Source organism: Stenotrophomonas maltophilia R551-3 (assembly GCF_000020665.1).
Taxonomy (GTDB): Bacteria; Pseudomonadota; Gammaproteobacteria; order Xanthomonadales; family Xanthomonadaceae; genus Stenotrophomonas; species Stenotrophomonas maltophilia_L.
Genome location: NC_011071.1, coordinates 2,214,719 through 2,239,749 on the forward strand (window position 1 = coordinate 2,214,719; position 25,031 = coordinate 2,239,749).

A 25,031-nucleotide genomic window follows, 5' to 3' on the forward strand; every position below is an offset into this window, starting at 1 on the left:
TTTCATGGCGTACAAATCTTTTGACACTTGCTTGAATTTAACTGGATTGGCCTATAGTTTGCGAGAGTAATGCGACGAAAAGAGGTGTTTCGCCTGTGTCTGCTGACGCTATCACCTATTGTCTAGAGCAGCTCTCGGATTACAGACAATTCGAGCGACTGTGCTCCGCACTTCTCGCCAGCGCAGGCTATTCAACAATCGACCCTCTAGGTGGTACCGGAGATGAGGGGCGCGACGCAATTATTCGTGCTGACTCTGCAGGGCGCACAATTTGCTTTGCCTACACCGTACGCGCCGATTGGCGTACGAAGCTCCGCAGCGACTGCAATCGCGTCAGAGACGCCGGTCATACGCCTGATGTCTTTGTCTTTGCCTGCACAGAAGTCATTGCCGCGAGAGACAAGGACGCAGCAGTGAAGATCGTTAAAGACGAGTTCGGCTGGCGACTCGACCTATTTGATCTTGAGCGGCTTCGCGTTCAACTTTCCGGGTCGCAACGCCACTTGCTAGCACAGCACCCTTCCATCTTTGTACCCCCGTTTTTCCCTCAGCGGGGTGGAGAATCCATCGTCTCTAGCCACGATACGATCCTCATCGATCACGTCACTTCGGACCATGCGATCGCCGCCTGGCTTTCTAGGCGTCTGTCCCTGTCAGGGTTTCGTACCTGGTGTCGCGGTACGGCACCTTTAGCTGGAGAAGACGCGGACGAGACGGTGAGGACGCTTATTGCCCAACGTGCGCAGCGCTACCTCCCGGTTTTCTCCAGCGCGAGCTTGGCCGACCCGGTGTTTCTGGAACGCTGTGCGATAGCGACAGCGCGCAGCCCGGACTTCGTGATTCCCTGCAAGGGAATCATTTCGGAGGATTGGGTCATGCCCTCACGCCTGAACAAGCTGGTCGCGGCTGATTTCTCGTCGTCATGGCGCGAAGGTCTTAGTGCTGTGCTCGACTCCTTGTCCTCGTCCGGCATCGGGCCTTCACTGGCTGCCGAGCGCGGCGCGCAAATCGCGTTGCGCGACTTTCTGCCATCGCAGGTGACGATCGCCAAGCCAGAGCCAGTCTTCGCCAACGTCTTCGCCATGACTGTACCCTCCAGCATGCTCGACATCAGGTTGCCGCGTACACTGACGATGGTCGAGCGCTATGAATTATCAAGGAAATGGGCGTTCTACATCGCCAACGAGCTGACGGTGATCGCCTTCGACCTTCCTCCTTCTGATTCACCTCTTGGCGACGTGAGCGGTCGGTATTCGGAGTTCTCATGGCGGGATGCCGGGCACATACATGGACACCCCACGATTAACGTCGCCAAGTCCCTGTTGCGTCGCACCCTAGATGTAGCCTGTGAGGCCAAAGGATTGGTGTTCTGCCACGACCGGAGGGGATATCACTTTTGCCGCGACGGAGCTCAGGAGTGCACGCAGGCCATTACACATGTCGACGGACAGAAGACTACCGTTCAGCTCACGGGAAAACGCACCAAAGGCTATGGTGAACGCGCCTCGGAGTTTCGTTATCAGCTAGGCCCGCGATTCCGCTGCGATCAAGACCAGCAGGGACATTGGACCGCTGTCATCAGACTCTACGTCAGGGTCACCACACTCGAAGGTGCGATCTTCGAAGGCAAGGAGATTAACCGGCGGAGGAAAATGGTGACCAAATCCTGGTGGAACAAGCAATGGCTTGCCCGTCTACTCGGAGTCGTGCAGGGGCTGGAGACCCAACCCGGCAAGGTATCGGTCGGTCATGGCCACAGAGCCGTGACCATGACCACGGCGCCGATGCGATGGGAGTGTCCGGTCGGCCTGGATGTCTCTGCATTAGCTGATGCAATTGAGGCGGGTCAGGAGATGGCGCTTTATCGCGAGCATCAGGATGTCGAAGACGATACAGACGACGTCGGAATATCCAACTCTGCTGCTTTAGGGGCGGCATTATGACCGAAGCATTTCACTATCTGGGTGAGCCTGCGCTCTTGTTTGGAAATGGCCAGACCGCTGAAGATCCTCATGACGGACTGGCCCTATTCGGGCCTGCCGAACCATGCTCACAGCTACCTCAGCACGTTGTCATGGGAACACCAGAAGGGCTGGCTCTTTGGAAAAACTGGTGCGACGACCTCAATAGCTCAGCCGCTTGCGTCGACGAGGAACGGCACCGTGCCTGGCCGCCCTACCCTGGTTTCGACGTCGCCTTCGGAGTGCGTTGGCCATCACCGGTCCGCAGCTATGATGTGGATCCGCAGGCGCTGTCTGAGGCCTCGCGCAAGAGCGACAGGCACGAGCGTTCCTATGCTGTCGCCAGCCTGTTCATGCAGGCGATCGAGCGCACCACCAAGCTAGATGCCAAACCCGCGCTAGCGATCTGCATCGTTCCTGACGAAGTGTATGAGAACTGTCATCCCAGTTCGAGCGTCGCATTGGACCAACGCAGCGACACGCAGCGCACACGGAAGGAAAAGATGTTCCTTGACCAAGCGCTATCCGATCGCAAGCGTGGCCAGACCAGAATGTTCGATGATGCCGACGACAACGTAGCGGCAACGATCAGTAGTATTGACGCGTACGAGCAGGCGCTAGGGCTATCACCGGACTTCCGGCGCCAGCTGAAGGCTCGAATGATGGCGCACGATCTGCCGGTACAGATCATTCGGGAGGCGACGCTACGCGTCAGCGACCAGGTGCGTAATGGCGAGAAAGGCACCAACCCGCTCTCTGATCGGCTCTGGAACTTCAGCACCGCGCTGTACTACAAGTGCGGTGCTAAGCCTTGGAAAACGCCGTGGGCGCGTGAGGGCGTTTGTTACGTCGGGCTCGCATATAAGATCACCGAGGACGGACGTCAGGCCTGTTGTGCGGCCCAGATGTTCCTCGATAGCGGCGATGGGGTGGTGTTCGTCGGTGAGTTCGGTCCTTGGTATTCCAAGGAGCGCGGCGAATTCCACTTGCCGCCTGAGAAGGCCGAGGCACTGCTACGCGGCACAATAGCCACTTACACTCAGGAGCATGGTCTGCCGCTCAAGGAAATCTTCCTGCATGCTCACTCAGGGATTGATGCCGACGAGTATCAAGGATTCCTTAAGGCTTGCCCGCCGGGAGTCAAGCTTACCGCCATCCGCGTGAGACAGGATTCCCAGGGGCTTCGCCTCTATCGTTACGACGCGCATCCTGACGCCACCAAACGCGGCCAGCAGCCGGTGCAGCGCGGCGTCTTTTGGCAACGATCTCCGAGCCACGGATTGCTGTTCACTAACGGCTTTAAGGCTAGGATTGCGACCTACGATGGGTTTGAGGTGCCGGTGCCCCTGGAGATTACGCTACAGCATGGCGAGGGCAACATTCTGGAAATCGCCAAGGACATCCTTGGTCTGACCAAGCTCAACTACAACGCCTGCCAGTTGGGCGAAGGGCGGCCGATCACCATCAAGTACTCCGATCGAGTGGGCGAAATCCTACTGGCAAACCGCGGGGTCAGTTCCGATAAGTGGAAGCCGAATTTCAAGTACTACATCTAGAACCAAGCAGTGAGCCGGATTTCCGGCTCTACACACTCAGCCCTTTCCTAAGTTCGCGTCTTGCTCTGCCGGCGCCTAAAGACCTTCTCAATCCAATTCCAACCTCAATCCTTCAGCGGCCTATTGCTCTCAGGACCAGGACTGAATTTCGAATCCAAGCCCTGGCGCACGCCGGCCACGTCAGGAAACACCTCTACCATCTTGTCAGTAGCGCCCTCTAAAAGCCCGGCCGAGATGAGCATCGCGGTCGTCAGGTAGCTTCGATCTGTGTCGTTTTCAAGACCCGAACCCCGTCCATTGGGTTCCATTCGATAGAAGGACATCGGGTGGATATGTGAATGTTGCGACCATAGGTCCCATATTACGTCGAACTGCGCTTTGTCCATCCCAATCATCTCCACCAGTTGCGCCCGGTCCATGAACCAGGCCTTCTTGCCCGAGAGGCACTGCGCTTGAACGGGCTTCGGCAACTGTTGGAAGAACGGAATGGTCTTCAAGCGCGCAACCAGTTCGTCTCGCTGCCCCTCAAATCCCTTTCGCTGCTCCTGGTCGGTGGCGAACATCTTCAATCGACTGCAGCAGTCGTTGAGTTGAAGTAGGGTAATCCGCCCCCTACCCTCTTCTAAATCTTCGCTGGTCGGGGACATGAGGTAGTGGAAGTAGAGATTGCCTTCCAGCAATGTGCGGGCGTGGCAAGCCAACGCATGGAACCCCCAATCTTCGTGGTCGCTTTCATTCCAACGGGATAGGGGGGCGGCACGTATAGCAGCAGCACCGTGAGCACACATGCGGGCGAAGACGTAGCTCGCGTAGCTCACGCACGGGCTTTCTATCCGCTGGGCTTGAGCTTGCCCGACAGCGATCGCCTCACACACCGCTTCATCCAAACATTCTAAAGCTGTTCGGTAATCGTCCCTATTGGGCTGCCCGCCCTTTTCCAGTCGCTCGACAACTTCACCCTTACTCATCTAGCGCCTCCCAATGCCAGTCTTTAGATGCGCTATATGTGAACGCGAAGAGCGAGAGGGCCGGCCGCGGCGGAGATTGGAAATTCTAGGCGGTTTTCAAGATATCCCGTGGCCTGATGTATGGAAGAATTCCACATGAAGAGGCGTCCGATGCGCTGAGCGCAGCTTTGCTTGACTGTTTATCTTCTTAGCTCCTTAGTCGGTGCCGTAATTGGACTTGCGTCGCTCCACGAACTGGCGCGGTGATATCGAGATTATGAATCTGGTAGCGCCAAATTAGTCGCCGCCATCGGTACCCGCTCCCGTTATATAGGAGACTTGTTTCGTTGGATACTGCGGTCCTATGGTCCCGCCAGTGGCAGAACCGCGAAGTTCCGTCTGTCGCGTCGCTGCCCTTACCTACCCCCGATAAATCTTCCTAATCCTAGAACTGAACGGCAGCATCCCTGTTCCATTCGCTTGCCAATGAACCCTGTCGGCGAGAGCAAAAGTTCGGTTGCGCTGCGGAACCGGTAGTGACCGCCTAGCAGCGCTACTACCACGCCATCAGCCAACCCGCTATGGCGGCCAACAGCACCACCACGATCGGCGGTGAGCGCACGACAACCAGTAGCCCAAAAGCAAGCAGTGCCACCGCGACATCCCCTCGGCCATGTATCGCGCTCGTCCACATCGGATCGTATAGCGCCGCCAGCAGGATGCCGACCACCCCGGCATTGACACCTGCAATCGAAGCTTGGAGATCCTTGCGGTGGCGCAGGGACTCCCAGAACGGCAGCGCCCCCACGAGTACAAGAAAGGCCGGCAGGAAAATGACTGCCAACAGCACAAGGCCCCCAGGCCAGCCACCCAGCGGCCCGTTGGCCAGGGCTCCCAAGTACGCCGCAAAAGTGAAGAGAGGGCCTGGGACCGCCTGCGCCGCACCGTACCCAGCGAGCAGATCCGCGGTGGTCACCGTGCCGCTTTGGACAACCGCAGTCTGCAGCAGCGGCAGTACCACATGGCCTCCGCCAAAGACCAAGGCGCCTGCACGGTACGTACCCTCCAACAGCACAGCCAACGGGGAGCCACTAACCACCACCCACACAGGCAGTAGAGCAAGCGGCAGCACCAACAGCATAAGCGCTACCTTGCCGGTTCTTCGCGAGACGGGATAGCCGCCGGCAGATTGGCCTGGCGCCGGCTCGATCTTCAGCATCCAGCGACCGAGCAGTCCGCTGACAATGATCACCACGACCTGGCCGCCAACCGAGGGCATTGACAAAGTCAACACAGCCGCAAAAAACGCCATCCCAGCCCGGAGACGGTCCGGGCAGAGGGATCGGGCCATTCCCCACGCTGCTTGCGCCACCACGGCAACTGCCACGATCTTCAGGCCATGCAGCCAGCCAGACTCAGCAATGCCTTCATATCCGGCAACGCCCAATGCGAACAGGATCATCAGCACGGCCGACGGCAGCGTAAAGCCTGCCCAGGCGGCCAGAAGACCGGCCCAGCCAGCGCGGCGCAAGCCCAGCGCCATGCCTACCTGACTGCTGGCCGGGCCTGGCAGTAACTGGCACAGGGCCACCAGGTCGGAGTAGCTACGGTCCGTCAGCCAACGGCGGCGTTCGACGAACTCGAGGCGGAAGTAGCTCAGGTGGGCGATCGGGCCGCCGAACGAGGTCAGCCCCAGTCGTAGGAATACAAGGAAGACGCGCCACGCGCTGTCGCTTGTTGTGGGATCGAGCGTGGACATGGGGCATGACCTCCTGTGGCTCTCAACGGCGGCGAGCCCAGCCTGGCAATATGATCACGGCGTCGAGCTTTCGGCGCGCCCGATCACCAACTCTCCATCTTCCTTTCGGAACGGTCCGGGCAGTGGCGGCAGGATCTCCAGCACCACTTCCGAAGGCCGGCACAGACGAGCACCTCTATCGGTTTGTACGAGAGGACGATTGATGAGTATCGGGTGCGCCAGCATCGCATCAAGCAGCGCGTCGTCGCTCAGCGCTCCGTCGCCTAGCCCGAGTTCGTCATAGGGCGTTCCCTTCTGCCGGATGGCATCGCGCACGCTCAACCCCGCCGCCGTAATGAGCTCGACCAGGCGCGCACGGCTGGGTGGGTTGGCCAGGTAGTCGATCACGTCCGGTTCGATCCCGGCAAAGCGGATCAGCGCCAAGGTGTTGCGTGAGGTTCCGCACTTGGGGTTGTGATAGATGACAGCGTTCAAGCACTTTCCTCCTGGTTCAAAACGGTCTCCACCACGCCTGCAGCGGCCGCCAGCGCCGCCGTCTCGACGGCCCCCTTGCGTTCGCTGTAACGGTCCACCAGGTAGTCACTGCGCCCGCGCACCAGCAGGGTGAACTTGACCAGTTCCTCCATTACGTCCACCACGCGATCGTAATACGCCGAAGGCTTCATTCGACCGTCGTCATCGAACTCCTGCCAGGCCTTGGCCACCGAGGACTGGTTGGGAATTGTCACCATCCGCATCCACCGGCCGAGCACGCGCAGCGCGTTGACCACGTTGAACGACTGGGAACCGCCGCAGACCTGCATCACTGCCAGCGTACGGCCCTGGGTGGGGCGCACGCTGCCCTCTTCGAGCGGCAGCCAGTCGATCTGGTTCTTGAACACTGCCGTAAGGGTGCCGTGGCGTTCCGGGCTGACCCACACGTGTCCTTCCGACCACAGCGAGGCCTGGCGCAGCTCCTGCACCTTGGGGTGAGTGGCCGGCACCGAGTCAAGCATCGGTAGCTCATGTGGATCAAAGAGGCGGGTTTCCGCCCCAAGCTGCTCCAGCAGCCGCTGCGCCTCCAGCGCCAGCTTGCGACTGAACGACTGCGGCCGCAGCGACCCGTACAGGATCAGGATGCGTGGCCGGTGTGGCTGCGCGGCCGGATCGTTGAGCTTGGCGGCCGTGGGAATGTCCATGGCACCCGGGACCACGTTGGGGATCTGCTGCACGGGGGTTGTCCTGTCATTTTGCTTCGATTATTCTAGAATCATGGAACATAAGAACGCAACCCACGCCCTGGCAGCCCTCGGTCATGCCACCCGCCTGTCGATCTTCCGTCTTCTGGTTCAGGCGGGCAGCGCCGGCAAGCTGGCCGGCGACATTGCCCAAGCCCTCTCTTTGCCTGGCGCCACGCTCTCCTTCCACCTGAAGGAACTGCTGGCTGCGGGACTGATCAGCGCCGAGCAACGTGGCCGGACCATCTGCTACCGGGCTGAGTTCGTGGCGATGAACGAGCTGGTGGGCTACCTCACCGAAAACTGCTGTGCCGACGAACCGGCCTGTGAACGCCCCGCAGGCTGCTGACCCCATATCCCAGAGATCGCCAAAATGACCCGTCGTGTTCTGTTCCTTTGTACCGGCAATTCCGCGCGCAGCGTGTTGGCCGAATCGACCCTGAAAATGTGGGGCGAAGGCCGCTATCAGTCCTTCAGTGCAGGCAGCCAGCCAGCCGGTCGGGTCAATCCGTTCGCCATTGCCCAATTGCAGCGCGAGGGCTTCCCGGTGGAGGGCCTGCGCAGCAAGTCCTGGGACGAATTTGCCGAAGCGGATGCTGCTGCCATGGATCTGATTGTCACCGTGTGCGACAGCGCGGCCGCTGAGGCGTGCCCGGTTGTGTTTGGCGATTTCGTGCGCGTGCACTGGGGCCTGTTCGACCCGGCCGGTGTGGAAGGCTCGGATGCACAGAAGGCTGAAGCGTTCGACCGGGCACATCAGATCATCAAGGCCCGGCTGAAGGCCTTCCTGGAGATTCCTGACGGGGCATGGGATGACCGTGAGTCTCTCAAGGCCCAGCTTGATCCGATTGCGCAGATCCACTGACCGTCTTCCCGGAAAACCCCATGACCACTGACACCTCCCGCCTGTCGTTTCTGGACCGGTACCTGACGCTCTGGATCTTCGCCGCCATGGCGCTCGGCGTCGGCCTGGGCGCGATGTTCGAAGGCGTGCCCAGCGCGTTGAACAGCCTTTCCGTGGGGTCGACCAACATCCCGATCGCCATTGGCCTGATCCTGATGATGTACCCGCCACTGGCCAAGGTGAAGTACGAGGAACTGCCCACCGTCTTTGCCGACAAGCGCGTGCTGATGCTCTCGCTGCTGCAGAACTGGATCGTGGGCCCGTTCCTGATGTTTGGCCTGGCCGTGCTGTTCCTGCGCGACTACCCCGAGTACATGACCGGCCTGATCCTGATCGGCCTGGCGCGCTGCATCGCCATGGTGCTGGTGTGGAACCAGCTGGCCCGCGGCGACGGCCAGTACGTGGCCGGCCTGGTGGCATTCAACTCGATCTTCCAGATCGCGCTGTTCAGCGTCTACGCGTGGTTCTTCCTTTCCTGGTTGCCGCCGGTGTTCGGACTGCAGGGCAGCGTCATCGATGTCAGCGTCTGGACCATCGCAGAGGCGGTTCTGATCTACCTGGGCATCCCGTTCCTGGCCGGTTTCCTCACCAGTCGATGGCTGAAGGCGCGCAAGGGCGTGCAGTGGTATGAAGAGAAGTTCCTGCCTGCCATCAGCCCGATAACGCTCGCCGCACTACTGTTCACCATCGTGGCGATGTTCAGCCTGAAAGGCGGTGACGTACTGCGGATTCCCATGGACGCGGTGCGCATCGCGATCCCGCTGACGTTGTACTTCATCATCCAGTTCGTCATCAGCTTCTTCATGGGCAAGCTGATCGCCAAGGATTATCCACGCACCACTGCGATCGCGTTCACCGCGGCAGGCAACAACTTCGAACTGGCCATCGCGGTAGCCATCGCGGCCTTCGGCCTGGCCTCGCCGGTCGCCTTCGCCGCCGTCATCGGCCCGCTGGTGGAAGTGCCGGTACTGATCCTGCTGGTCCATGTCGCCCTGCGGCTGGGCAAGCGCTACTTTCCTGCCGACGCACGGAGCCGCTGAGCCATGAGCACCACCCGACACATTCCATTGCTGATCCTTGGTTCCGGCCCGGCCGGCTGGACCGCCGCTGTCTATGCAGCCCGTGCCAATCTAAACCCGGTGGTGATCACCGGCCTGCAGCAGGGCGGACAGCTGATGACCACCACCGAGGTGGACAACTGGCCGGGCGACGCCCATGGCCTGATGGGCCCGGACCTGATGGCGCGCATGCAGGCTCACGCCGAGCGCTTCGAGACCGAAGTCATCTTCGACCACATCCACACGGCCGACTTGTCCCAGCGCCCGTTCCGGCTGATCGGCGACAGTCACGAATACACCTGTGACGCCCTGATCATCGCCACCGGCGCCACCGCCAAGTACCTGGGCATCCCGACCGAGGACGAGTTCAAGGGCCGCGGCGTGTCTGCCTGTGCCACCTGTGACGGCTTCTTCTACCGTGACCAGGACGTGGTCGTGGTCGGTGGCGGCAACACCGCCGTGGAAGAGGCGCTGTACCTGTCCAACATCGCCCGCAAGGTCTACCTGGTCCACCGCCGCGACACCCTGAAGGCGGAGAAGATCATGCAGGACAAGCTGTTCGCCAAGGTGGCCGCCGGCAAGATCGAGACCGTATGGCACCACCAGGTGGAGGAAGTGCTGGGCAACGAGGCCGGCGTGACCGGCGTGCGCGTGAAATCCACCTTGGACGGCAGCACCCGCGACATCGACGCACACGGCTTCTTCGTGGCGATCGGCCACCACCCGAACACCCAGCTGTTCGACGGCCAGCTGGCAATGAACAACGGCTACCTGGAAATCCGTTCGGGCCTGGGCGGCAACGCCACCCAGACCTCGGTGGAAGGCGTGTTCGCCGCCGGCGACGTGGCCGACCAGCACTACCGCCAGGCCATCACCTCCGCCGGCTTCGGCTGCATGGCCGCACTGGATGCCGAGCGCTATCTGGATGCACTTAAGATCTCCGATCAACAGCAGCACAAGAACGCAGCCTGAGTGCAGCGATGTGAGGAATTCCAGATGGACAGCGTCGATGTGGTGGTGATCGGAGGTGGGCAGGCGGGTCTTTCGGCTGGCTACTTCCTGCGTCGCAGCGGGCTGTCCTATGTGATTCTTGATGCTGAAACGTCACCTGGTGGGGCGTGGCAGCATGCGTGGAAATCCTTGCATCTGTTCTCGCCGGCGGGCTGGAGCTCGATTCCCGGTTGGCCGATGCCCGCCACCCGGGAACCGTACCCTTCGCAGGCGGAAGTGCTGGACTACCTCACGCGCTACGAGCACAAATATGCACTGCCCGTCATCCGTCCCGTGCAGGTGGAACGCGTCAGTCGTTCGGGAACCCGGCTGCTGGTGGAAGCAGATGACGGCCGACAGTGGCATACGCGTGCAGTGATAAGCGCCACAGGTACCTGGCAGCATCCCTACACGCCCGACTATGAAGGTATGGACGCATTCGGCGGCGTGCAGCTGCACTCGGCCCACTACAGCCATCCTGGATCCTTTGCCGGAATGCGCGTGGCGATCATCGGCAGCGGCAACTCAGGGGCACAGATTCTGGCCGAGGTATCAAAGGTGGCCAACACCACTTGGATCACCCAAGGCAAGCCAGCCTTCCTGGCCGACGATGTGGACGGGCGCGTTCTGTTCGCACGCGCAACCGAGAAGTGGAGGGCCCAGCAGGAAGGCCGCGAACCGGATGTTCCGCAGGGTGGTTTTGGCGACATCGTCATGGTGCCGCCGGTGGTGGATGCACGGCGCCGCGGTGTACTGGTCTCCATGCCGCCACCCGTCCGTTTCACCGCCACCGGCATACAGTGGGCAGATGGCAGCGAACGCAACTTGGACGCCGTGATCTGGTGCACCGGCTTCCGGCCGGCGTTGTCGTACCTGGAAGGAATGGGCATGGTCAACGCCCTGGGTCGGATCGACGTGGATGACACCCAGGTCCGTTCGGTCGCAGAGCCGTCGGTCTGGCTGCTTGGGTATGGCGACTGGAATGGCGCAGCCTCGGCCACGCTGATCGGGGTGACCCGATACGCGCGCGAGGCAGTAAGGCAAATCAGCGACTACGTCGGGGCTGTTTCTCCGCTGTCATCTGGCGCGTGAGCCTCGGCGCCATTGCCGAGCGCCCGCACCTGCGATTGCAGGGTCATGCGGTCCAGCGCTTCAGGCTTGAGCGCCAACAGCAGTCCCAGACGGTGCTGGAGCTGGTGAAGCGTGCTGAGGAACGCCTTGTGGACCTGCTCCGCGCTGCCCTGCACTGCGGCCGGGTCGGGGATACCCCAGTGGGCGGTAACCGGGTGACCTGGCCACACTGGACACGCTTCACCCGCGGCGCGATCGCACACGGTCACGATGAGATCCATCTGCGGTGCTTCCGGATCTGCGAATGCCTCCCACGGCTTGCTGGACAGCCCGGCAACGTCGAACCCAATCTCTGAGAGCACCTGCAGGGCAACTGGATGAACTACGCCTTTGGGGTGACTGCCGGCACTGTAAGCGCGGATACGTTCACGCCCTAAATGGTTGGCCAGTGCTTCGGCAAGAATGCTGCGCGCCGAGTTGCCTGTGCAGAGGAACAGAACATTCAGGGTACGCATGTCATCTCAACCATTTATCTGGAATATTCGAAGTATTGCCTTGCCATATGTCAGTTCGATTACTGCCGGGATGGAAAGCGGGCACTCTACTGTACCCGCTGGCATTATTGAGCCCGAACGCCTTCACGGTTGCGCCGTGCTCCTGCTTCTTCATCACGATCCGAACATGCCACCCACGAGTGGGTCGATTGAATTGCGTCTACCGGTTGAATCCAAGGCCAGAAGCGAACCTCCGCCTACCCCCGATAAACATCCCTTATCGCGACTGGACTGACTTGGCAGGCAAAACGTTTTTTTGCGCAACCACCAGCCTTCTCACGTCACCCACAGGCGCAGAGAACTGCAGTCCTCTGCGCCGGCTCCCAAAGCACGTAGCTGTCCCCCAAGCGCCCCACCAAACCCAGGCTGCCTTGCACCCTCTCGTCAATAGTCACGTTGACCGTGACTCGCTGCTGCCAGAAGTAATCGCCTTGGCGCGCTCGAAGCCAAGCCAGTTTGACGAGATCGGGACATAGACAATCATCACGAGCGCATAGACCAGCCACGGTGAGTCCTTCACCGCGGCCGGCAACACTGGGGACAGGCGTACTGCCATTGCACATATGCCCGTTAGTGCCACACCTATCAGAACGGGCCAGGCATTGGACCACCAAAGCAAGGCACCCATTCCAACAAGACAAAGAGCCAGGGTCAGCCACATCAGCAGATTGGCTTGGGACGGCGCCGCTGTCACCTTCCTCTCGACCCAGCCTCCAAGCAGCAGCGCAATCAGTATGAAGAACAACACCATGCCGATCCCAGCAAGCCCTGCCAGCGCAAGCTCACTTACCGCAACAAACTGAAAGGGATCCAGGCCGAAGTGGCCCCAATACGCCTTCAGATAGAAGGCGCCTTGAATCAATCCGAACGTGACGAGCGCCGAACCCCATCCAGCAACATCGGCCATCGTCAGTGTCTTTTTCGTACGCTCCATGTATCCCCTTCCACCAGTGCAGCCCCGGCACATGCTGACATGCAGTGCTCTGCCTCGCAGAATCCACCCCGTTAACGTGACGCGTCACGCCCGATCACCCCACCGCATTGGCGCCCCTCCCCACGCCATCTATAGTGCCAGTCCCCCACAAGGACGAGGCAGCTCACATGCCCTATATCGGAATCGGACTCCACGTACTGGCGGCCATCTACTTCGCGGTGCACGCCATCCGCTCGGGCCAGAGCCTCTATTGGCTCATCCTGCTCTTCTCGTTCCCGCTGCTGGGCAGCGTCGTCTACTTCCTGGCGATCTACTTCCCGGAAGCCCGCAACTCGCGCGGCGCGCGGCAGGCAATCCGCTCCGCCAAGCAGCTCATTGACCCGGGCCAAGACCTGCGTAACGCACGCGCTGATCTGTCGCGAACGCCCACCGTGCAGAACCGGGTTCGTCTTGGCATGACGCTGCTGGATGCCGGCCAGGCGGAGGAAGCCAGAGCTCTGCTTGAGCAGGCGGCCAGCTCGCCGCTGGGCGACGATCCCTACATTCTTACCGGCCTCGCGCGTGCCCACCTTGAGTCCGGGCACGCCGCACTTGCAGTCGAGACGCTGGACGGCCTGTTCGCCCGCCACTCGGACGTGCGCCGCAAGCCGGAACAGACCCTGCTCCATGCACAGGCATTGGCCGCCACCCAGTCGCCCGACGCCCGCGCCGCGTTCGAGCGCGCTGTGGAATGCGGAAACGATGCGGCCGCCCGCTGCCTGTACGCCGAATGGCTGATGGCACAACCGCAGCCCGCCGACCGCGAGCAGGCCCGCAGCCTGTTCGCCAGCATCATCGACGATGCCCAGCACTGGTCGCGCCATGCGCGCAGCCACAATGCCGCGTGGCTGGAGCGGACCAAGGTCGCGTTGAAGGGCTACTGACGCCTGGCGGCCTTTGGCAATTCTGTCGCATCCGCCTCGCTCATGGCCTCGCCGGGCGGATGCCGACAGTCCGCAGGCCCATGCCGCCGACATCGCCGACAGCCTTGCAGCGCAACGCTCCAGCCTCATTGCGCCGTCTGCAACGATTCTGAAAATGTTGAAAGTGGTGTCGGCATCGGCCTTACTGCATTGGCATCACACATAGGTCCGCGTATTCCTTGCCGTGCCACCGTGCATCGGTGGTCGGGATTCGAAACCCCGGTTGTGTGGATGTTGCTCGCACTTGCCAGCCGGCACCGCTACGCGCGGTGTCGGCTGGCAATCCGTCGGCCAGCTATGGCGGGCGGTGCGTGGAGGCCTTGCGCCTGCCCGGTCATCCACACACGGGGTTTCGAACCATGCACCGTCCGCCACCTTTATCGGTGGCGGCTTCTGCCTGCACGCAAGGAGCCAGCCATGACCCAGCCCCACTCCCCTGCCCCGCACCCGATCCGCGACGCACCGGACAACGGCCCCGCACTGGATCCAAACACGCTCATCGCCCTGCTGCACAGCATCGGCTCCGGCGCTGCGTCCGATGGCCAGCCCTGGCCAGAGCGCCACCAGATGCCCGGCCGACGGCTCGCCCTCGCCGACACCGACTGTTCGCTGGCCGGCCTTCGCGTGGTATTGGAGATCCTGCTGGCCGCACAGCGGGCCCGAGAGAACGGCGAGCTGGAGCAATACGTCGGCCCGCGGGTGATGGAAGGCCTGATCATGGCCGGATTGGGGCTGGCGGCACACGCCAGCACACGGGTACGCCCGGACGGCTGAGTGGCGCGGTATTTCTGGGCGGCCACCGCGCTCTGTCTCGTCGCAGTGGTTGCGGCACAGGCGCAGTGGCCGGCGCCACCGGTGCCCTCGCCTGTCGGGTTTCAAAGCATCAACGACGATCGATTCTCACAACTGCGCCGCCAAGCGATCCAGTTCGTGGAGTCTCGGCCACGACAGGGCTTCCAGTTTGTCGAGCGGCATCGAGATGCCGAGTTCCAGATTCATTGCCGAGGCGTGCCGGTGCTCTTGCTGGAGAGGCGCTCGCGACATCTGCTGTTGCGTGTCTCACTGGACGCGAAGCAGCGGGCGCCCGCCGTTGTGCGGTTGCGGGCGCTCCTCCAATGGCAACTGGAGCCGTTGGATTACCTAGAGCAGGTGCTGGCTGGTGTGCCGGAACCTGTTCTGTTGGATCGGGTGCTGCAGATGTTCGCGGGCGAGGTGCCTGAGGGGGTGCGATGTGGCATGCCGTAGTCGAGCCTGGCTCGACGCTACAGAGCCGCGGGCTGCGAGGGTTGGGGCTCCGGCTCTGCCGCTGGTCACCAGCGCGACGGGCATTGGCGCCGTGATCATGCGGCTCACCCCCCGGCATCGATCCAGCCCGCAAGGCGCGCACGCGCGAGATCTTCTGGCGTGTCGATATCCAGGCCCAGCTCCGGCGCTTGAAGGGCATGCACGGCATCGATGGGAAGCTGCCTCAAGCGCGCTCCGAAGCCGTGGTCACCGCTTGCACCCACCTGATTGAACCATGCGCGCGGCACCACTGCAGGAACGCCAAGGACGTTCCCGTGACGGCTGCCAGCGCACCCTGACGCCGAGGCGCGGGCACCCAAAAGCAACGCCTGCAGATGGGAGTGCTCGATCGCAGGCTGGTCGCATGCCACGACCATCACGGCGGCCACTGCGGGCAGCAGGTGTGTGCCTGCAACCTGCAGGCTGCTGGCCAGGCCGCTTTCCCAGTGGTGGTTGGTTACCGGGGTGGCATCCAGCCCGGCAATGCTGGATGTCACGTCCTGTGCGTTCCCGCCCACCACCACCAGCACCTGCGAAGGCGCGAGCTCCAAGGCCAACCGCACTACGCGATGTACAAGGGTCTCGCCCTGCCGGGTCAGCAGCTGCTTGGGCTGGCCAAGCCGGGTGCTGCCGCCCGCAGCAAGCACCACGACCGCATGCGCGGACGTCACCTGCCGGCCGTGCTGCGCCATTGCTGCAGCTGTGCGGCGATGCTGAGCGCGATCGCCTCTGGCCCCCGCCCTCCGATGTTGAGGCCGACCGGTGATCGAAGTCTCGGGGACAGGCGGTGGCGCTGATCCGGTGTCAGCAGCTTGAACAGATCCTCACGCCTTCGCCGCGGACCCAGAAGTCCAATAAAGGCAACCTCGGTATCGGCCAGGGCCACCAGTGCCTCGCGGTCCAGCTCGAAGTCGTGGTGCATCACCAGCACCGCGTCGCACGGGTCGGCATGGAGGGCCTCGGCCGGGCTCGCCTGGAGCTGTGCATCCGCGCCCTGCCCCGCTGAGGACCAGCGCGCTCGTCGTTCGGCCACGCTGACCCGCCATCCCAGCCCCCGCAGCAACGGAACCAGGAAGGGCGTTTCTGGACCACCCCCCAACACCAGGGCCCGCGGAAGCCGGGGCAACGGCAAACGCCACGCTGCTTCTCCAAAGGGCTGCGTGCCGTCCATCGGATTCAGCTGCCATGCCTGCTCGCGATGGCCGGCGCGGAAGACGATCTGCCCCGACGTGCGAAGGTCGCGCTGGAGTGACACCCCCTCGCGGAGCCATGCCTCAATCACGGCGTCGATGCCGGTCATGGCACGCAATGGCAGCAGCGCAATCCGAAGCCGGCCGCGGCACCCGAGTGCGGACCCACTCAGCAGGTCGTCGTCACTGCGGGTGTCGATCTCGATCCAGTCGACCTGCCCTGCCGCGCTCACCTGCTCCGCGCGGCGCGCGAGCTCGGGCTCCAGGCATCCGCCGCTGAGCCAGCCGACCTGGCTGCCGTTGCAGAACAGCACCATGTCGCCGGCACCGGCGTAGGTGGAGCCATCGGTTTCCAGCACCAGCGCGAGCACGGCGTGCTCCCCCGCGCGCACGCGCGTCAAGGCAGCTTCGAGCACGCCGCGCGGGCTGCCTTCGGTGAGGAAGCCCGGCGCTGCCGACAGGAGCACGGCAGGATCCCCGGGCTCCACTCCCGCTGCCGCAGAGGCCTCCAGGACGGGTGAGGCCACGGGTCGGTCCATGCGCAACGGTCAGCCTACGTCTGGCAAGCCGGGCAACAGCTTGTCCACGGTGATGGGATAGTTGCGCACGCGCACACCGGTTGCGTTGTAGACAGCATTGGCGATCGCGGCCCCGACCCCACAGATGCCCAGCTCACCGACACCCTTGGCTTTCATCGGCGAGATCACCGGATCCAGTGTGTCGAGGAAGACCACTTCCTGGTGCGGAATGTCGGCGTGCACGGGAACCTCGTAGCCCGCAAGGTCGTGGTTGACGAACAAACCAAGCCGTTTGTCGACCACCAGCTCCTCCATCAGGGTGGCGCCCGCACCCATCACCATCCCGCCGATGACCTGGCTGCGTGCGGACAGCGGGTTGAGGATCCGGCCGCCATCGCATACGGCAAGCATCCTGCGGATGCGCGTCTCTCCCGTGTAGGCATGCACGGCGACCTCGCAGAAATGCGCTGCATAGGTGCCGACGTCGTAGCCCTGCTTGAAGTTGCCGAAGGCAATGCCGTCCTCTGCCGAAAGTGTGCCCGCTTCGGCCAGGTTGATGGTCCGCCCACCCGCCTGGATACGGCCATTGGCGAAGTCTGCGGTATCGCCGTCGAACCCGAGCTTCTCGCCCACCTTGCGGCGCAGGCTGACGCACGCCGCGTACACGCCTGCGGTGGAGCTTGCCGCGCCCCACTGGCCACCGGAGCCGGCGGAGGCGGGATGGCGGGAGTCGCCAAGCGTCACCTGGACCCGGTCCAGCGGCACGCCCATGGTCTCGGCCGCCGTCTGCGCGATGATCGTGTAGGAGCCGGTGCCGATGTCGGTCATGTCGGTTTCCACGATCACCCCACCCTGGCCGTCAAGACGAACCCGTGCCGCCGACTTCATCGTCGGTGCGCCGCGATAGCCCGCGGACACGCCCATGCCCACCAGCCAGTGCCCTTCCCTTACCTGCGCCGGCCCGGCGTTGTGCTTGTTCCAGTTGAAGCGTTCCGCGCCCTCGCGCAGGCAGCGCACCAAGTTGCGGTCGGAGAACTTCTTGCTCGGATCGCCGGGCACGACCTCGGGCTCGTTGAGGATGCGGAATGCGATCGGGTCGAGGCCCAGTTTCTCGGCCATTTCGTCCATCGCCACTTCCAGCGCCATGTGGCCCGGCGCTTCGCCCGGCGCGCGCATCGCATTGCCTTCGGGCATGTCGAGCGTGGCGATGTAGTTGGCCACCAGGCGGTTGGCGCCTGCATAGAGCTTGGGCGTCTGCAGGGTGCCGTTCTCGCCGTCCTCGCCGTTGATGTTGCCCGACCAGTTCTCATGGGCGATGGCGGAGATCCTGCCGTCCTTCGCGCAACCGATCCGGACGCGTTGGATGGTCGCGTGCCGGTGCGTGGTGTTGTTGGGCATCAACGGGCGTTGCAGCGCGATCTTCACCGGCCGCCCGACCTGCCTGGCGGCCAGTGCGGCCAGCACTGCATCGGCGCGGATGAACAGCTTGCCGCCGAAGCCGCCGCCGATATAGGGCGAGTCCACGCGCACCTTGCCAGCATCGATACCGAGGATCGCGGCCATGCCCTGCTTGGCCCAGTCGATCATCTGGTTCGAGGTCCACAGGGTGAGCTTGTCGCCTTCCCATGCGGCGATGGTGGCGTGCGGCTCCATCATCGAATGACTTTCGTCGGCTGTGTGGTAGGTTTCGTCGAGCTTGACCGCGGCGCCCGCGTAGGCGCTGTCGAAATCGCCGAGCGTCTGCCGGTCGGGCTTGCCACCGCGCCCCTTTGCCAGCGGCGCGGACGGCGCGAGCGCTGGGAAATCGAAGCGCCCCTTGCCGCGCTCGTAACGGGTGCGGATCAACGCCGCAGCGGCGCGGGCCTGCTCGAAGGTCTCTGCTACCACGCAGGCAATGGCCTGGTGGTAATGGGCGACCTCGGGCCCGCCGAACAATGGCGCATTGTTCCAGTTGGATGTGCCGACCGGTTTGGTCTCCGGTGCGGTGATCACCGCCAGTACGCCGGGGGCGGCACGTGCACGGGAGGCATCCATCGAGATGATGCGCCCCTTGCCGATGCCCGCGCCGACGATGTAGCCGTAGACCTGATTCGGCGCCACGTCATGGCGCTCGTAGGCATAGGGGGCGGTGCCGGTGGTCTTGCGTGGGCCGTCGATGCGCGGCGTCGACTTGCCGACGACCTTGGCCTTGTCGAACAGGTTGTCGCCGGCGGGGGCGTTGAATTCGAGGGGCATCAGCGCTCTCCTTCGGCCAGGACGGCTGCGAGCGTGCGCTCGGCGAGCGCGATCTTGAACGCGTTCTCCTGCGTTGGACGGGCACCGGCGAACACCTGTCGTGTCGCGGCCTTGACGCTGTCGCGCAGCAGGGGTTCGGCTGCTTCGATGCGCCACGGCTTCGGCGCGACCCCGCCGAACGCGAACCGCGCCGAGCCGTCACGCTGCACGACCGCGGCGACCGACACCAGCGCGAACGCATAGGACGCGCGGTCACGTACCTTGTGGTACACGTGCCGGCCGCCCAGCGGTTCCGGCAGCGTGACGTGGGTGATCAGCTCACCGCGCTGCAGCACGTTGTCCTGCTGTGGCGTGTCGCCCGGGGAACGATGGAAGTCGGCAATCGGAATGCTGCGCGTGCTGCCATCGCCCTTGACGGTCTGGATCGTGGCGTCCAGCACGCGCAGCGCCACCGCCATGTCACCCGGATAGGTCGCGATGCAGCTGTCCGAGGTGCCGATCACGCCCATCTGCCGGGAGAACCCTTCGAGCGCGCCGCAGCCTGATCCGGGCAGGCGCTTGTTGCAGGGCAGATGGGGGTCGTAGAAGTACGGGCAGCGGGTGCGCTGAAGCAGGTTGCCGCCGGTGGTGGCTTTGTTGCGCAGCTGCCCGGAGGCGCCTGCCACGATCGCGCGGGTCAGCACACCGTAGTCGCGGCGCACGCGCTCATGCGAGGCCAGCGCGGTATTGGTGACCAGCGTGCCGATGCGCAGGCCGCCGTCGTCTGTAGGTTCGATCCTGTCCAGTCCGATGTCCTGCACGTCGACCAGGTGCGCTGGCGTCTCGACCTCCAGCTTCATCAGGTCGAGCAGGTTGGTTCCTCCCGCCAGGAACTTCGCGCCCTCGGTGCCGGCGACGGCCTTGGCTGCCTCGGCAGGAGACTTCGCGCGCTCGTAACTGAAGACCTTCATGAGCGCCCCCGTCCAGAGGTCGCGCCAGCGACCTCTTGCATCGCCTCGGCAATGTTGGAGTACGCGCCGCAGCGGCAGAGGTTGCCGCTCATGCGTTCACGCATCTCCATGTTGGTGGCCTGGGGCCGTGCGCTGACATCGGCCTGCGCATGGCTGGGGACACCCCGCTTGATCTCGTCGAGTACCGCCACCGCCGAACAGATCTGCCCCGGCGTGCAGTACCCGCATTGGTAGCCGTCATGCTTTACGAAGGCGGCCTGCATCGGGTGCAGGTTATCGGGGGTTCCGAGGCCTTCGATGGTGGTGATGGCATCGCCCTGGTGCTGCACCGCCAAGCTGAGGCAGGCATTGATCCGCTCACCGTTGACCAGCACGGTACAGGCGCCGCATTGACCGTGGTCGCAGCCCTTCTTGGTGCCGGTCAGTTTCAGATGTTCGCGCAGGGCGTCGAGCAGCGTCGTGCGGGTGTCCAGTTCGAGCTCACGGTGCGTGCCGTTGACCGTCAACGCGACCTTGCTGGTGACCGGCGGCCTGGGTGGCGGTGACGCTGCCAGTTCAGCGGCGAGCGATGACGCCCCCGGTGCGGCGGACATCGCCACTGTCGTGGCCCCGCCGGCAATCACCTGCCGACGCGTCAACTTCATTCCTTCGTCCCAACTTGGCACAGTGACCTCCTGGCGTTCGGGGAAACCCCGTGGCTGGATGGACGCGCTCAGACTACCCAAGGGGCACTATGCCCGGCTGGGTAGTACAGATCTGTGAAGCCTGTCCAGGGTGTGCCTGCATTGTCGGCCGAGCCTGCTGGCCGGTCATCTTCAACGCCGCCTCTGGCGAACGTGGGCCTCGCGGACAGCGTATTGATGCCCAGGTAAAGCCGCCCAGACAGGCCCACGGCGCGCCATGGGCCGGTCTGCGGAACTGCGCCATGCGGCGCTCGGATACGGTGCTGCGTCGGTGGTCAGCAACCGCTGTGGTCCGGGCGAGCTGCCACGGCAGTGCATGATGCTGGACTCATTGCCGTGTGGATCGGCTGCGGGCAGACGCCAGACGGATGAGCAGCACATAGCAGGCCAACGCACCCAAGGCCAGGCCCATGGCAGGCAATAGCCGAGCATGGCCCGGCTCTACAAGGGCGCACCCTGCGGGCCGACCCGCACATGCACCACATGGCTGATGCCACGATGGAACATCTTGGCGTAGGGGCAGACGCGTTCGGTGTTGCGCACCAGTTCGCAGGCCACATTCGCATCCATGCCGGGAAGATGGACCACGATCTCGGCAGACAGCAGGTACAGCCCATCTGCCGGATCACGGGCGAAGGTGACCTCCACTTCGACGCTGGGGTTGTGCAGCAGCAGGCCGGCACGCGCGGCCACCAGCACCATGGCGCCGTGGAAGCAGCCGGCGTAGCTTGCGGCCAATAGCTGCTCGGGATTCGAGCCGCCGCCACGCCCACCGAGTTCCGGCGGCAGGCGCAGGTCCACCGCCAGTGCACCGTCGTCCGATCGCACCACGCCGGACGCGCGCCCGTGCTGGGCCTGGCCGCCGCTCACCCGCACGCGGCCGGTGTACAGCGGCTGCACGTCGTCGCCCTGGTAGCGGTCCAGCATGGCGGGCGAAGGTGGCTTCAGCTCGGTCATTGGCAGGCGATCGATGCGCGGCTCAGGCGGGCTGCCGCTGCAACGGGCCGGACTGCTGCAGCCAGGCTTCGAAGCCGACCTGCCCCAGCCACGCCTGCCCGACCGGCACCAGCGTATCGATCTGCAGCGGCGCACCGAAGTAAAGGGCCTCGGCGTCTGCCACGACCTGCCGCGGGTCGCCAGTCCGCTGCAGATACTGCTTGGCCAGATCCGCCATCGCGGCGCGGTGGGGACCTGCAATTTCCACGACGCCGTTGCGGGGTGGCTGCTGCGCGATGCGTGCCACCGCTTCGGCAACATCCTCGGCGGCAATCGGCTGTACGTCGGCGGCGGGCAGGCGCAGGGTCGCCCCATTGCCGGCGGACTGGATGATGCCCGGCAGGAACTCGAAGAACTGCGTGGAATGGATGATGGTGTATGGCAGGCCCGAATCGCGGATCAGGCGCTCCTGGGCGATCTTGCCGCGGAAGTAGCCACTGGCCGCAAGCTTGTCGGTGCCTACGACGGAAAGCGCAACATGGTGGCGTACGCCGGCACGGGCGGCGGCGGCAAGGATGGTGTGGCCAGCGGTCACGAAGAACGAAAGCACCGCCGCATCTTCGAACGAAGGCGAGTTGGCCAGGTCCACCGCCACGTCAACGCCGTCCATGGCGGCGTCCAGGCCTTCACCGGTCAGCACATCCACGCCGGTGGAGGGCGCGGCGACCACGATGTCATGCCCGGCGGTGCGCAGGCGCTCCACCACCTTGCTGCCGATGCGGCCGGTACCACCGATGACGAGGAATTTCATGACGTGTCTCCTGGAATGTAGAAGGGGCGACCGGGCGTGGCCGGGCATGCTGGAAGCGTAGGCAGCGTAGGCAGCGTGGGTGCGGGGCAGTAGGTCCGTGCTGGGGCGCGCACTGTTGCCCGGCACGCACCAATGTGTTCAGGCCCAAGCGGGCTGTGCGCCTGGCTTCAGGGTGGCGGCCTGCTGGCGTGCTTCCCAGTGCGAGATCACATCCAGTTCGAGCGCGCGGACCCGCTGCGTGCTGAAGTCGATGAAGGCCCGCACGCGCTTGGGAAGCTGGCGGCGGCTGAGGTAGCACAGGTAGTGGCCGCGATCGAGCGGCGCATACCGCTCCAGGCAGGTCACCACCCTGCCCGCCCACAACGCTTCACGTACCTGATAGCTGGGAAGCTGGGCGATGCCCAGCCCGTCGATGACGGCCTGCAGGGCCAGGTCGGCATCGTTGAACACCAGTGCGGCCGGCGGCTGCAGGTGCACATCGGTGCCGTCGACCCGGAATTCCCAGGGCTGCATGCGCCCACCCGGCAGGCGCCGCCCGATGCAGGCATGCGTGGACAGCGCATCCACCGACGACGGTAGACCCTGCGCCCGCACGTACGCTGGTGATGCACACACCACCAGCTGCATCGGCACCAGCTGCTTGGCGATCACCTGGCTGTCTTCCAGCAGGCCGTCGCGGAACGCCACGTCGATGCGGTCACCGGCCAGGTCGGGGGCCTGCTCGTCCAGCAGCAGTTCTACAGAGACCTGCGGGTACTCGGCGCGGAAGGCGGCCAGCAGGGGGGCGATCACCCGCCGGCCGAAGCCGTGGCTGGCACTGATGCGCAGGTGCCCGCGCGGCGGACCCTCGCGCAGGTCGCGCATTTCCTCCAGCGCCTGCAGGATGCAGTTCACGCCCGGGTTGCAGCCCTCCAGGAACAGCTCGCCTTCGCGGGTCAGCGTGGTCGAGCGCGTGGTGCGCAGGAACAACCGCACGCCCAGCTGGCTTTCCAGCTTCTGCACGCTGCGGCTGACGGCCGAACGGCCGATGCCGAGGCGGTCGGCCGCGCGGGCGAAACTGCCCTCGGCCGCCACTGCAATGAAGGCCAGCACGCCGGCGTAGCTGGTGGAGAAGGATGCATTGAGCGCATCGTGGCCGTCGCTGGCCGGGCTGGGCTGTGCGGTGTTCATGGGCGGCCTGGCTCCAGGCGGGCACGTTGCGCGTGCAGGTGGTTCCGCGCCAGCGCCAGGCGCTGCCTGCACGCGGAAAGGTCGAGCCCCAGCAGGGGCACGATGTCCTCGAACCCGGCGCCCAGCACGTCGTGCAGCAACAGCACCGCACGTGCATCGGGCGGCAATTCGCGCAGTGCGGCCAGGAAGGTCTGCCAGACCTGTTCGCTGGCAGGGCGGAATGCGGTGCGCAGGTGCGATGCGGTGTCCATGCCCGGCAGACGGCCGAGCATCGGCCGTTGTGACAGGCCATTGGTGTTTTTCATGCAACAGCATGCGGCCCGGCCCCGGCCTACCGGTAGTGCGGGCGCAGGCCTAGCCTCGCTGTGTCCTTCACTCGCTACAGGAACACGCCATGACCGCACGTCTGGATTACGCCGCGCAATCGCCGGAACTGTTCAAGAAGCTCGGCCTGTACTCGCATGCCGCCCATACCGCCTCGATCGAAGCGGCCATCATCGATCTGGTCAACATCCGTGCATCACAGCTCAACGGCTGCGGCTTCTGCCTGGACATGCACGTGAAGGAGGCCACCCTGCGCGGCGAGCGCCCACTGCGCCTGCATCACCTGGCGGCATGGCGTGAATCGACGCTGTTCAGCCCGCGCGAGCGCGCCTGCCTGGCCTGGACCGAGGTGCTGACCCAGCTGCCGGCGCAGGGTGTGCCCGACGAGCTGTACGCGCGTGTGCGCGGCCAGCTGTCCGAGCAGGAGATCGTCGACCTGACCCACGCGGTGATGGCGATCAACGCCTGGAACCGCGCCAACGTCGCCTTCCGTACTACGCCCGGCACCCTGGACGCGGCCTTTAGCCTGGACAAGGCCGGCCTGGCCTGATCGATCCGCCGCTGCCCCAGGCAGCGGCCCTCCCCTACCGCACTGGAGACCTGCCATGCGTCGTTCTGTTCTGGCCCTGCTTGCGCTGCTGCCACTGTGCAGCGCTGCCGCCACCCCGCCCCCTGCTGCGCCCGAGCCCCTGGTGCGCGAGGTGATGACCCGCGCCCTGCCGGAGCAGCCCGGCAAGGAAGCGCTGATCCTTACCGTGGAATACCCGCCGGGTGGCGCCGATCCGGTGCACCGCCACGATGCCCATGGTTTCGTCTACGTCCTGCAAGGACGAATCGTGATGGGCGTGGCCGGCGGCAAGGAAGTCACCCTCGGCCCAGGCGAGGCCTTCCATGAAGGTCCGGCCGATCTGCACACCGTGGGTCGTAACGCCAGCGCTACCGAGCCGGCGAAGTTCGTGGTGTTCCTGATCAAGGACATCGGCAAGCCGGCGGTTCTGCCGCCGCACTGATCGCACG

The 25,031-nt window shown here is 64.0% G+C and carries 27 protein-coding genes; 12 read left to right on the forward strand and 15 right to left on the reverse strand.

Annotated elements, in window-relative coordinates; genetic code table 11:
- The first annotated feature begins 95 nt into the window (after positions 1-95).
- A complete protein-coding gene (locus tag SMAL_RS10085) occupies positions 96-1,943 on the forward strand; it encodes a restriction endonuclease (RefSeq protein WP_012511036.1) in 1,848 nt (615 codons plus the stop codon).
- Entirely contained in the window at positions 1,940-3,517 is a 1,578-nt protein-coding gene (locus tag SMAL_RS10090) for an argonaute/piwi family protein (RefSeq protein WP_012511037.1), read from the forward strand. Before SMAL_RS10085 ends, SMAL_RS10090 begins: the two co-directional genes overlap by 4 nt.
- A 104-nt stretch (positions 3,518-3,621) precedes the next feature.
- Here the strand turns inward: SMAL_RS10090 and SMAL_RS10095 are convergent, their stop codons facing one another.
- The 4 genes from SMAL_RS10095 to arsH all read right to left on the reverse strand — a co-directional run bounded on the left by SMAL_RS10095 (position 3,622) and on the right by arsH (position 7,434).
- On the reverse strand, positions 3,622-4,485 hold the full coding sequence (locus tag SMAL_RS10095) for a hypothetical protein (protein WP_012511038.1): 864 nt from the start codon (positions 4,483-4,485) through the stop codon (positions 3,622-3,624).
- A 535-nt stretch (positions 4,486-5,020) separates the two neighbouring features.
- On the reverse strand, positions 5,021-6,223 hold the full coding sequence (chrA, locus tag SMAL_RS10100) for a chromate efflux transporter (RefSeq protein ID WP_012511039.1): 1,203 nt from the start codon (positions 6,221-6,223) through the stop codon (positions 5,021-5,023).
- Positions 6,224-6,277: 54 nt separating this feature from the next.
- Positions 6,278-6,697, reverse strand: coding sequence for an arsenate reductase (glutaredoxin) (gene arsC, locus SMAL_RS10105; protein ID WP_012511040.1), 420 nt, complete (start codon positions 6,695-6,697; stop codon positions 6,278-6,280).
- Positions 6,694-7,434 carry an arsenical resistance protein ArsH gene (arsH, locus tag SMAL_RS10110; RefSeq protein ID WP_012511041.1) on the reverse strand — a complete coding sequence of 247 codons (741 nt, stop codon included), beginning with the start codon at positions 7,432-7,434 and terminating at the stop codon, positions 6,694-6,696. Before arsH ends, arsC begins: the two co-directional genes overlap by 4 nt.
- A 40-nt stretch (positions 7,435-7,474) precedes the next feature.
- Between arsH and SMAL_RS10115 the strand changes: the two genes are divergently transcribed.
- The 5 genes from SMAL_RS10115 to SMAL_RS10135 are packed head-to-tail and all read left to right on the forward strand — an operon-like array spanning position 7,475 to position 11,484.
- A complete protein-coding gene (locus SMAL_RS10115) occupies positions 7,475-7,789 on the forward strand; it encodes an ArsR/SmtB family transcription factor (protein WP_012511042.1) in 315 nt (104 codons plus the stop codon).
- Between the two features lie 24 nt (positions 7,790-7,813).
- A complete protein-coding gene (locus SMAL_RS10120) occupies positions 7,814-8,305 on the forward strand; it encodes an arsenate reductase ArsC (RefSeq protein WP_005407578.1) in 492 nt (163 codons plus the stop codon).
- Positions 8,306-8,325: 20 nt separating this feature from the next.
- Positions 8,326-9,384 carry an ACR3 family arsenite efflux transporter gene (arsB, locus tag SMAL_RS10125; RefSeq protein WP_012511043.1) on the forward strand — a complete coding sequence of 353 codons (1,059 nt, stop codon included), beginning with the start codon at positions 8,326-8,328 and terminating at the stop codon, positions 9,382-9,384.
- Positions 9,385-9,387: 3 nt separating this feature from the next.
- A complete protein-coding gene (trxB, locus tag SMAL_RS10130; protein ID WP_012511044.1) occupies positions 9,388-10,374 on the forward strand; it encodes a thioredoxin-disulfide reductase in 987 nt (328 codons plus the stop codon).
- Positions 10,375-10,398: 24 nt separating this feature from the next.
- Entirely contained in the window at positions 10,399-11,484 is a 1,086-nt protein-coding gene (locus SMAL_RS10135) for an ArsO family NAD(P)H-dependent flavin-containing monooxygenase (RefSeq protein ID WP_012511045.1), read from the forward strand.
- On the opposite strand, the gene SMAL_RS20770 is transcribed toward SMAL_RS10135, so the two are convergent.
- Both SMAL_RS20770 and SMAL_RS10145 read right to left on the reverse strand, forming a co-directional pair.
- Positions 11,445-11,978, reverse strand: a complete 534-nt coding sequence (locus tag SMAL_RS20770) for an arsenate reductase ArsC (protein WP_012511046.1) — start codon at positions 11,976-11,978, stop codon at positions 11,445-11,447. The genes SMAL_RS10135 and SMAL_RS20770 overlap by 40 nt on opposite strands.
- 430 nt (positions 11,979-12,408) lie before the next feature.
- Entirely contained in the window at positions 12,409-12,951 is a 543-nt protein-coding gene (locus SMAL_RS10145) for a hypothetical protein (protein ID WP_012511047.1), read from the reverse strand.
- Positions 12,952-13,118: 167 nt separating this feature from the next.
- Between SMAL_RS10145 and SMAL_RS10150 the strand changes: the two genes are divergently transcribed.
- The 3 genes from SMAL_RS10150 to SMAL_RS10160 all read left to right on the forward strand — a co-directional run bounded on the left by SMAL_RS10150 (position 13,119) and on the right by SMAL_RS10160 (position 15,158).
- A complete protein-coding gene (locus tag SMAL_RS10150) occupies positions 13,119-13,874 on the forward strand; it encodes a tetratricopeptide repeat protein (RefSeq protein ID WP_012511048.1) in 756 nt (251 codons plus the stop codon).
- A 456-nt stretch (positions 13,875-14,330) separates the two neighbouring features.
- Positions 14,331-14,687 (forward strand): hypothetical protein, encoded by a 357-nt coding sequence (locus SMAL_RS10155; protein ID WP_012511049.1) that lies wholly within the window; start codon positions 14,331-14,333, stop codon positions 14,685-14,687.
- Positions 14,688-15,158, forward strand: coding sequence for a hypothetical protein (locus SMAL_RS10160; protein WP_041864521.1), 471 nt, complete (start codon positions 14,688-14,690; stop codon positions 15,156-15,158). It begins immediately after the preceding gene.
- A 104-nt stretch (positions 15,159-15,262) separates the two neighbouring features.
- On the opposite strand, the gene SMAL_RS10165 is transcribed toward SMAL_RS10160, so the two are convergent.
- From SMAL_RS10165 to SMAL_RS10205, 9 genes are all read right to left on the reverse strand, one after another.
- Entirely contained in the window at positions 15,263-15,889 is a 627-nt protein-coding gene (locus tag SMAL_RS10165; RefSeq protein WP_012511051.1) for a nucleotidyltransferase family protein, read from the reverse strand.
- Positions 15,865-16,926, reverse strand: coding sequence for an XdhC family protein (locus tag SMAL_RS10170; protein ID WP_012511052.1), 1,062 nt, complete (start codon positions 16,924-16,926; stop codon positions 15,865-15,867). Before SMAL_RS10170 ends, SMAL_RS10165 begins: the two co-directional genes overlap by 25 nt.
- 9 nt (positions 16,927-16,935) lie before the next feature.
- Positions 16,936-19,140, reverse strand: coding sequence for an aldehyde oxidoreductase molybdenum-binding subunit PaoC (gene paoC / locus SMAL_RS10175; RefSeq protein WP_012511053.1), 2,205 nt, complete (start codon positions 19,138-19,140; stop codon positions 16,936-16,938).
- Positions 19,140-20,090 carry an FAD binding domain-containing protein gene (locus SMAL_RS10180; RefSeq protein WP_012511054.1) on the reverse strand — a complete coding sequence of 317 codons (951 nt, stop codon included), beginning with the start codon at positions 20,088-20,090 and terminating at the stop codon, positions 19,140-19,142. The genes paoC and SMAL_RS10180 overlap by 1 nt, the downstream gene beginning before the upstream one ends.
- Positions 20,087-20,734, reverse strand: a complete 648-nt coding sequence (gene paoA, locus SMAL_RS10185) for an aldehyde dehydrogenase iron-sulfur subunit PaoA (protein ID WP_012511055.1) — start codon at positions 20,732-20,734, stop codon at positions 20,087-20,089. Before paoA ends, SMAL_RS10180 begins: the two co-directional genes overlap by 4 nt.
- Before the next feature lie 480 nt (positions 20,735-21,214).
- Complete coding sequence (locus tag SMAL_RS10190; protein WP_012511056.1) at positions 21,215-21,730, reverse strand: Ohr family peroxiredoxin; 516 nt, start codon at positions 21,728-21,730, stop codon at positions 21,215-21,217.
- Between the two features lie 22 nt (positions 21,731-21,752).
- Positions 21,753-22,520: an SDR family oxidoreductase gene (locus SMAL_RS10195; RefSeq protein WP_012511057.1), complete on the reverse strand. Its 768-nt coding sequence runs from the start codon at positions 22,518-22,520 to the stop codon at positions 21,753-21,755.
- 138 nt (positions 22,521-22,658) lie between these two features.
- Positions 22,659-23,690 (reverse strand): LysR family transcriptional regulator, encoded by a 1,032-nt coding sequence (locus SMAL_RS10200; RefSeq protein ID WP_012511058.1) that lies wholly within the window; start codon positions 23,688-23,690, stop codon positions 22,659-22,661.
- The gene (locus SMAL_RS10205; RefSeq protein WP_012511059.1) at positions 23,687-23,995 is read right to left on the reverse strand and encodes a sigma factor-like helix-turn-helix DNA-binding protein; all 309 of its coding nucleotides are present in this window, start codon (positions 23,993-23,995) and stop codon (positions 23,687-23,689) included. Before SMAL_RS10205 ends, SMAL_RS10200 begins: the two co-directional genes overlap by 4 nt.
- Positions 23,996-24,084: 89 nt before the next feature.
- Between SMAL_RS10205 and SMAL_RS10210 the strand changes: the two genes are divergently transcribed.
- Together SMAL_RS10210 and SMAL_RS10215 are read left to right on the forward strand one after the other, a co-directional pair.
- Entirely contained in the window at positions 24,085-24,564 is a 480-nt protein-coding gene (locus SMAL_RS10210; protein WP_012511060.1) for a carboxymuconolactone decarboxylase family protein, read from the forward strand.
- Positions 24,565-24,619: 55 nt separating this feature from the next.
- Positions 24,620-25,024 (forward strand): cupin domain-containing protein, encoded by a 405-nt coding sequence (locus tag SMAL_RS10215; protein WP_012511061.1) that lies wholly within the window; start codon positions 24,620-24,622, stop codon positions 25,022-25,024.
- The last annotated feature ends 7 nt before the right edge of the window (positions 25,025-25,031 follow it).

Excerpts from the sequence above, each read along its gene's own strand:
- SMAL_RS10180 (WP_012511054.1), bottom strand. The coding sequence starts at position 20,090 with ATGAAGGTCTTCAGTTACGAGCGCGCGAAGTCTCCTGCCGAGGCAGCC.
- SMAL_RS10190 (WP_012511056.1), bottom strand. The coding sequence starts at position 21,730 with ATGACCGAGCTGAAGCCACCTTCGCCCGCCATGCTGGACCGCTACCAG.
- SMAL_RS10095 (WP_012511038.1), bottom strand. The coding sequence starts at position 4,485 with ATGAGTAAGGGTGAAGTTGTCGAGCGACTGGAAAAGGGCGGGCAGCCC.
- paoC (WP_012511053.1), bottom strand. The coding sequence starts at position 19,140 with ATGCCCCTCGAATTCAACGCCCCCGCCGGCGACAACCTGTTCGACAAG.
- arsB (WP_012511043.1), top strand. The coding sequence starts at position 8,326 with ATGACCACTGACACCTCCCGCCTGTCGTTTCTGGACCGGTACCTGACG.
- SMAL_RS10155 (WP_012511049.1), top strand. The coding sequence starts at position 14,331 with ATGACCCAGCCCCACTCCCCTGCCCCGCACCCGATCCGCGACGCACCG.
- SMAL_RS10090 (WP_012511037.1), top strand. The coding sequence starts at position 1,940 with ATGACCGAAGCATTTCACTATCTGGGTGAGCCTGCGCTCTTGTTTGGA.
- SMAL_RS10150 (WP_012511048.1), top strand. The coding sequence starts at position 13,119 with ATGCCCTATATCGGAATCGGACTCCACGTACTGGCGGCCATCTACTTC.
- SMAL_RS10120 (WP_005407578.1), top strand. The coding sequence starts at position 7,814 with ATGACCCGTCGTGTTCTGTTCCTTTGTACCGGCAATTCCGCGCGCAGC.
- chrA (WP_012511039.1), bottom strand. The coding sequence starts at position 6,223 with ATGTCCACGCTCGATCCCACAACAAGCGACAGCGCGTGGCGCGTCTTC.
- SMAL_RS10115 (WP_012511042.1), top strand. The coding sequence starts at position 7,475 with ATGGAACATAAGAACGCAACCCACGCCCTGGCAGCCCTCGGTCATGCC.
- SMAL_RS10195 (WP_012511057.1), bottom strand. The coding sequence starts at position 22,520 with ATGAAATTCCTCGTCATCGGTGGTACCGGCCGCATCGGCAGCAAGGTG.
- SMAL_RS10170 (WP_012511052.1), bottom strand. The coding sequence starts at position 16,926 with ATGGACCGACCCGTGGCCTCACCCGTCCTGGAGGCCTCTGCGGCAGCG.
- SMAL_RS10205 (WP_012511059.1), bottom strand. The coding sequence starts at position 23,995 with ATGAAAAACACCAATGGCCTGTCACAACGGCCGATGCTCGGCCGTCTG.
- SMAL_RS20770 (WP_012511046.1), bottom strand. The coding sequence starts at position 11,978 with ATGCGTACCCTGAATGTTCTGTTCCTCTGCACAGGCAACTCGGCGCGC.
- SMAL_RS10200 (WP_012511058.1), bottom strand. The coding sequence starts at position 23,690 with ATGAACACCGCACAGCCCAGCCCGGCCAGCGACGGCCACGATGCGCTC.
- SMAL_RS10210 (WP_012511060.1), top strand. The coding sequence starts at position 24,085 with ATGACCGCACGTCTGGATTACGCCGCGCAATCGCCGGAACTGTTCAAG.
- SMAL_RS10215 (WP_012511061.1), top strand. The coding sequence starts at position 24,620 with ATGCGTCGTTCTGTTCTGGCCCTGCTTGCGCTGCTGCCACTGTGCAGC.
- SMAL_RS10145 (WP_012511047.1), bottom strand. The coding sequence starts at position 12,951 with ATGGAGCGTACGAAAAAGACACTGACGATGGCCGATGTTGCTGGATGG.
- SMAL_RS10165 (WP_012511051.1), bottom strand. The coding sequence starts at position 15,889 with ATGGCGCAGCACGGCCGGCAGGTGACGTCCGCGCATGCGGTCGTGGTG.
- paoA (WP_012511055.1), bottom strand. The coding sequence starts at position 20,734 with ATGAAGTTGACGCGTCGGCAGGTGATTGCCGGCGGGGCCACGACAGTG.
- trxB (WP_012511044.1), top strand. The coding sequence starts at position 9,388 with ATGAGCACCACCCGACACATTCCATTGCTGATCCTTGGTTCCGGCCCG.
- SMAL_RS10135 (WP_012511045.1), top strand. The coding sequence starts at position 10,399 with ATGGACAGCGTCGATGTGGTGGTGATCGGAGGTGGGCAGGCGGGTCTT.